Raw genomic sequence first — 5,381 nt, 5'->3', positions numbered from 1 at the left:
GCACGTCGTCTGCGGCATGGACGACCACGGGCACGCCCTGGGGCCTGGCCGCGGCCTCCTGGGTCACGAGCTCGCCCAGATCGACGGTAACGGGCGGTGCCGGGTCGGCTCGGAGCCGGGCGAGTACCAACAGGTCATTGATGATCTGACCGAGCCGATCGGTCGCCGAGAGTGCTGTGTGGATGGTCTCATGCGGGTCGACGTCGTCGGGATAGAGGAGGGCTTCCTCCAGTTGGGTACGCAGGCCGGTGACCGGTGTTCGGAGCTCGTGGGAGGCTTCGGACGCGAACTGCTGTTCCTGTCGGACGGATTTTTCCAGCCGATCGAGGGCCTTGTTGGCGGTATCGGTGAGCATCGCGATTTCGTGCTGACGTGGCTGGCTGAGCCGGGCGCTCAGGTTGTTCATCGACAGATTGGAGATCTGAACCCGGACCATCTCCATCGCGTTCAGCCAGCGGCCGGACACTTGCCAGTTGATCACTGCCACCAGCGCGGTCAGCGCGAGGACGCCGATGCCGATGAAGAGTTCAAGGTGGTGTGAGGTGAGAAGCTTGGGCGCCTCCACACCCGCGTAGAGGTAATGCGGATCGGGATCCCCGGGTTTGTCGGTCAACTCGAAGCGGACGGCCGTGAAGATGCCGCAACCGCCAGCGGATCGGCATACGGTCACGTTCTCGATCCGGTCATCGACCGGGGGTCGGACGTTGGTCAACGGTGGCATCTGGCGGGCCGCCGCGCTGGAGTCGATGACTCGGCCCTGGTTGTCCACCAACTGGATCAGTTTGACCTGACCGAGGGTGGGGATCGTATGAGGCGCGCCCCCTGCCCGTGCTATCGCGGCCCACTGGAGCGCGGCTCGCTGGGTTTTCTCGAGAGCGTTGTCGCGGGCGTCGGTGCGGATCAGCGTGTCCAGCATGGCGCCGATGACAACAGCGATGATCAACGCGATTGCGGCAAGGGCGAGCGTGGAGCGCACACGTAAACCCAGCTTCACTGCCCTGCCTCACCTCGCCGCGACTCAGTCATGGTGCACTGTTAGGCCGAATAAACTACAAACGATACGGTGTACTGGAATTTACGTGCACTGCTAGAGATAGCGGGGGATGGATTTTTAACAAAAATCTTCCAATGCATGACCTCATCTTTGGAAATATGGTCGTTCTCAGCCCAAGGTCAGGGCCGCCGTATTTCGGTGACGCCCGGCCGCCCTGCTCGGTGCCGTTCGGCCGGACGCTGCATTAGGGACGCGCGGGTCGAGCATCCGATGGCCGTACTGCCGGAAGAATCGCACGACCAGCCGCGATGTCCCATAGCAACCTCCCGATCCGGTCGCACTGTTCGACCAGCCCGGATCAAGATCATGCGGACTGAGCCGATGGCCGCGCCACGTGCGTCATCCTGCGCGGCCCGGAGATTCTCTTCCTTGGCTACCAAAGTCAGGGACGCCAGCAGGATCGCCGGAAAGGCAAGGAACACACCCCCGGCCAAGGGACCGAAGGCGGGCTGATACCACCCCGGCGATGGTTGAAACTGCGGCGCCGAACCCGAAACGGATGAGCATCGCCTTCAGCCGTATGTCCCGCAAACGACCTGGCTTCACGCTGATCTCCGGTCGATCGACCCGTGCGCCGCTCAAAGCAACACCCAGGCGCCCGCACCGCCGACCAGGAACCAGGCGAAGATGGCGATCCCCGCTCCCCTCAACGCGCCGAACCGCCGCAGTGCCGGGACCGCGGCCGCGCTGTAGGCCAGCAGAGCGTTAGCGCCCGCCGACATGCCGACCGCAGCAGCCTCGACCTCATGCGCACCCTTGGTCACAAGGCTCACCGCGAGGCTGCCGAGCGCAACGGACGGCGCCGCCGAGAAAATTCCGGCGAACCGCTTCGGCATCACCATTTCCGATATAAGGGCGAACGCCAAGACGAAGATGCCGCCGCACAACGCCTTCAGCAAGATCTCGACCATGCATTCCACCCCTTCTCACCGTTATCAGAGAGCACGCCACGCTCACGGGTCAGGCGGGTTGCGGTGGCGTCACGGCGGCGCTGAACAGATCGGGCGGCCTTGAGTCGCGTGCGGCCTTCTGCCGCGGATCAATCAGCCGCGTCGTACCCGGAGCTTGTCCGCCTACCGGTTGAGCAACTCCGGGGACGGCCTCGGCCGCGAACCGTCACGGGCGGGGTGCATTCACTGCCAAGCATTCCATCATCAGAACTGTCGCCATCAACAGCCCAAGCGGCGGCTTGATCACCTGGACGGCGACGGCGTCACCACGGTGCTCTAGGAACCAGGGGACTGCGGATGATGATTTCGTCGCCGCTCATGCTCCCGGGTCGGTCGCCGTACTCACTGTCCGGATCTGCGCGACTTCACCCACCATCCTTGCTGCTGCCGGCTGTTGTGGTGACCGCGGCCTCGATCCAGGACCGTGACGCCGCGCATCGGCTACTCGCCGCTGTGCGTGCCCGCTTCGCCACCGGGTCGCCGGCATGGGTCGATGGCGGCTACGCGGGGCGACTGATCAGCTGGGCGAAATCAGTTCTGGTACTGACGGTTCAGATTCCCGTCGGCGAACTCGACTGCCCGATCGGCGTTACGGCGATCCGAACCGGTCACGGAAGACGACTGCAGTCGGTCAGCCAGAAATCCCTGGAAATGCGGGCACGTCATGATGTCGTCATGCGGGCATTCCAAGCCGCCCTCGAGCATGTCGAGTGCGGCCTGCGCCCGCGCGATCCGTGCCAGCAACTTCTCGCGGTGACGGGCCATCACCTCACGGCGGGCCGGTCCGGACCGGGCGGCCAGCATCGTCTGGATGTCCGCGAGCCCGAAGCCCGCCTCCTTCGAGATCAGGATCGCCGCCACCCGGTACAGGTCCGCGTCGGTGTAGCGGCGGCGGTCGCCCGCGCGGGCCGGTGTCAGCAGTCCTTCCGCCTCCCAGTGTCGCAGCACGTGTGTCGGCAACCCGAACTGAGCCGCCACCTCGCCGATTGACTTCATGTCGACATTAAGTCGCACAATGACGGCCATGTCCACGTTGCTTACCATCCTCGACGCCCTTGACGACCTACCCCAGGCTCGTAACCTGCGGGAACACACTTACCAAGCGCTGGGCGACACCGTTGTCGACGTCGGCTGCGGGGGCGGGCGCGCCGTCGGCGAGTTGGCCGCCCGTGGGGTGAGGGCCATCGGCATCGACCTGGACCCCACCATGATCGAGATCGCCATCGAGCGCTGGCCCACAGGCGAGTTTCCATGTCGCCGACGCCACCGCGCTGCCTCTCGACGACGGCTCGGTCACCGGCTACCGCGCCGACAAGGTCCTGCACGTCCTCGCCGAGCCCGAGCGAGCCGTCGTGGAGGCCCGCCGGGTCCTGGTCAGGAACGGCCGCGCGGTGCTCGTCGGCCACGACTGGGACACATTCGTGATCGACTCCGACGATCCCGAACTCACCCGCACGCTCGTCCGCGCTCGCGCAGGCGATATGCCAAACCCGCGGGTCGCCCGCCGGTACCGGAACCTCTTGCTGGACAACGGGTTCGTCGACGTCACCGTCGAGGTCCACACGATCGTGTGGACAGACGCCGCGTGCCTGCCGATGCTCGCCACCGTCGGGGAAGGCACCTGGCTCGACGACCAAGCCGCCAGGGCGCGCAACGACCGGCTGTTCGTCGCCGTCCCGGTCTTTCTCGCTTCCGGGACTCGCGCCGATTGAGTACCAGCTCGGCGTCGGCGGCGATCGTCGGAAGTGTGCCGGGCGATGCCCAGCTGTTGGGCGTTGCGTTCGACACGCGAGCTCGACGCCGTCGCATCCCGCCAAGGCCCCGTCCCGACACGGAAAGCGGTACAGGAAAAATGCGGCGGGCGTACGCGGGGAAGGGTGGGCGAGCACCGCGCAGGGCCCCGTCGCGGGATCGTGTGCCGGGCCACGTGCCCGGTGGCCTCGCGTCGGCGCAGGTCCCAACGGCCGTCTCCGGTGGTGCCCAGTCCCTCGCGGTGTTTGCAGGGTCGTCCGGGTGGAGTGTGTCGTCGACCGGTTCGCGAGTTCTCAGATGCGCTCTTAGAAGTCCCACCCGCGACAGCGGGCCGACGAAGCTCGCCGTCGGCCCGGACCGCGGCCTGTTTCGCGCCACCGCCGGTAATGTGTGGCCGCGATCGGCGGACTGCCACAGTGCAGGCGTGCTTCGTCACCTGCCGGTCCGGTCGCTGGACTCGCGGCAATCCGAAGCTACCGAGTGAGCCTAAGGCTCGGCGGACTGAAGCCTTGGCTTGGCTCCGTAGCGCAGTCCGTCAATGAGCAGGGCGACCATGCGCTCGGCACGGGCGAGGTCTACGTCGGCCGGCATGCACAGGTTGGCCACCGCGTGCAGGAGTTCCATGGGCTCGACGTCGGCGCGGATCTCACCAGCGGCGGCCGCGGCGACGAGCAGCGATCCCAGGGCGGGCTCGAAGCGCTGCTGGAAGTAGGCGGGCAGCAGTTCGAAGGCCGGGTTGCCGGAATGCAGGGCCGCGGCGCTGGATCATCACCGAGGTCGAGAACTCGCTGCGCCGCCTGCAGACCGACCACATCGACCTCTACCAGGTCCACCGCCCCGACCCGACGGTCGATGTCGAAGAGACGCTGTCCGCACTGACTGACCTCGTGCGCAGCGGCAAGGTCCGCACGATCGGATCGTCGTGCTTCCCCGCCTCCGACATCGTCGAAGCGCAGTGGGCCGCCGAGCGCCGCGGCCTCGAGCGATTCCGCACCGAGCAGCCGACCTACTCGATCCTCAACCGCAGCATCGAGCGCGAGATCCTGCCCGTCACCGAACGCTACGGAATGGGAACGCTCGTCTGGAGCCCTCTGGCCCGGGGCATGCTCACCGGACGCTTCCGCAAGGGGCGGCAGACCGACACCCACCGCACCGGGTACGGCTTCAAGCACTACAGCGACGAACGCCGCCTCGACGTCGTCGAGCAGCTCATCCCGCTCGCCGAACAAGCCGGAATGAAGCTGACCCACATCGCGATGGCGTTCGCGATCGCCCACCCCGGCGTCACCTCGGCCATCATCGGGCCACGCACCATGGAACAGCTCGACGACCTGCTCGTCAGCGCTGACATCACCCTCGACGACAAGATCCTCAACGAGATCGACACGATCGTCGCGCCCGGCACCGACGTCGGCCAGCTCGACATGGCCTACGCCCCACCCGCGGTCGAGCGCGCCGCGCTACGTCGACGGCCGGTCGACGAGCGCGCCGCCGCCTGAGAAGCACGGGAGAACACCCTGACCGCTGCCGCCTCGACCCGCCGCCGCTGGGTCTAGGCAACAGCGGCGGGTCGAGCTGATCGTGCGGGTGGCCTGGGGCCGGCTCCGGCCCGATTCACCACCCGG

General features: G+C 66.8%; 6 protein-coding genes and 2 pseudogenes. 4 read left to right on the top strand and 4 right to left on the bottom strand.

Annotated features, from left to right (window positions below; translation table 11 throughout):
* The 3 genes from HKK72_RS35520 to HKK72_RS35510 form a co-directional block, all read right to left on the bottom strand.
* Window positions 1-994: sensor histidine kinase (locus tag HKK72_RS35520; RefSeq protein WP_187238788.1), on the bottom strand; the 994-nt coding region annotated here is incomplete at its 3' end.
* 638 nt (window positions 995-1,632) lie between these two features.
* Window positions 1,633-1,965, bottom strand: coding sequence for a DUF3147 family protein (locus tag HKK72_RS35515; protein ID WP_187238787.1), 333 nt, complete (start codon window positions 1,963-1,965; stop codon window positions 1,633-1,635).
* 570 nt (window positions 1,966-2,535) lie between these two features.
* Window positions 2,536-3,030, bottom strand: coding sequence for a MerR family transcriptional regulator (locus tag HKK72_RS35510; RefSeq protein WP_261987517.1), 495 nt, complete (start codon window positions 3,028-3,030; stop codon window positions 2,536-2,538).
* Here HKK72_RS35510 and HKK72_RS43035 point away from each other — a divergent pair.
* From HKK72_RS43035 to HKK72_RS42555, 3 genes and pseudogenes are all read left to right on the top strand, one after another.
* Window positions 2,999-3,184: pseudogene (locus HKK72_RS43035) on the top strand (hypothetical protein); the annotation flags it as partial. The gene HKK72_RS35510 and the pseudogene HKK72_RS43035 sit on opposite strands and share 32 nt — an antisense overlap.
* A gap of 91 nt (window positions 3,185-3,275) precedes the next feature.
* A pseudogene (locus tag HKK72_RS43030) lies at window positions 3,276-3,338 on the top strand (hypothetical protein); the annotation flags it as partial.
* A gap of 18 nt (window positions 3,339-3,356) precedes the next feature.
* Entirely contained in the window at window positions 3,357-3,716 is a 360-nt protein-coding gene (locus HKK72_RS42555) for a hypothetical protein (protein WP_315987613.1), read from the top strand.
* A gap of 526 nt (window positions 3,717-4,242) precedes the next feature.
* Here HKK72_RS42555 and HKK72_RS43025 read toward each other — a convergent pair.
* Window positions 4,243-4,476 carry a hypothetical protein gene (locus HKK72_RS43025; protein ID WP_410050379.1) on the bottom strand — a complete coding sequence of 78 codons (234 nt, stop codon included), beginning with the start codon at window positions 4,474-4,476 and terminating at the stop codon, window positions 4,243-4,245.
* On the opposite strand from HKK72_RS43025, the gene HKK72_RS35495 reads away from it, so the two are divergent.
* Window positions 4,434-5,255: an aldo/keto reductase gene (locus HKK72_RS35495; RefSeq protein ID WP_187238789.1), complete on the top strand. Its 822-nt coding sequence runs from the start codon at window positions 4,434-4,436 to the stop codon at window positions 5,253-5,255. The two genes, HKK72_RS43025 and HKK72_RS35495, sit on opposite strands and share 43 nt — an antisense overlap.
* The last annotated feature ends 126 nt before the right edge of the window (window positions 5,256-5,381 follow it).

Source organism: Actinomadura sp. HBU206391 (assembly GCF_014323665.1).
Lineage (GTDB): Bacteria > Actinomycetota > Actinomycetes > Streptosporangiales > Streptosporangiaceae > Actinomadura_C.
Note: the sequence above shows the minus strand (reverse complement) of the source record. Positions and strands in the feature narration are given on the sequence as shown.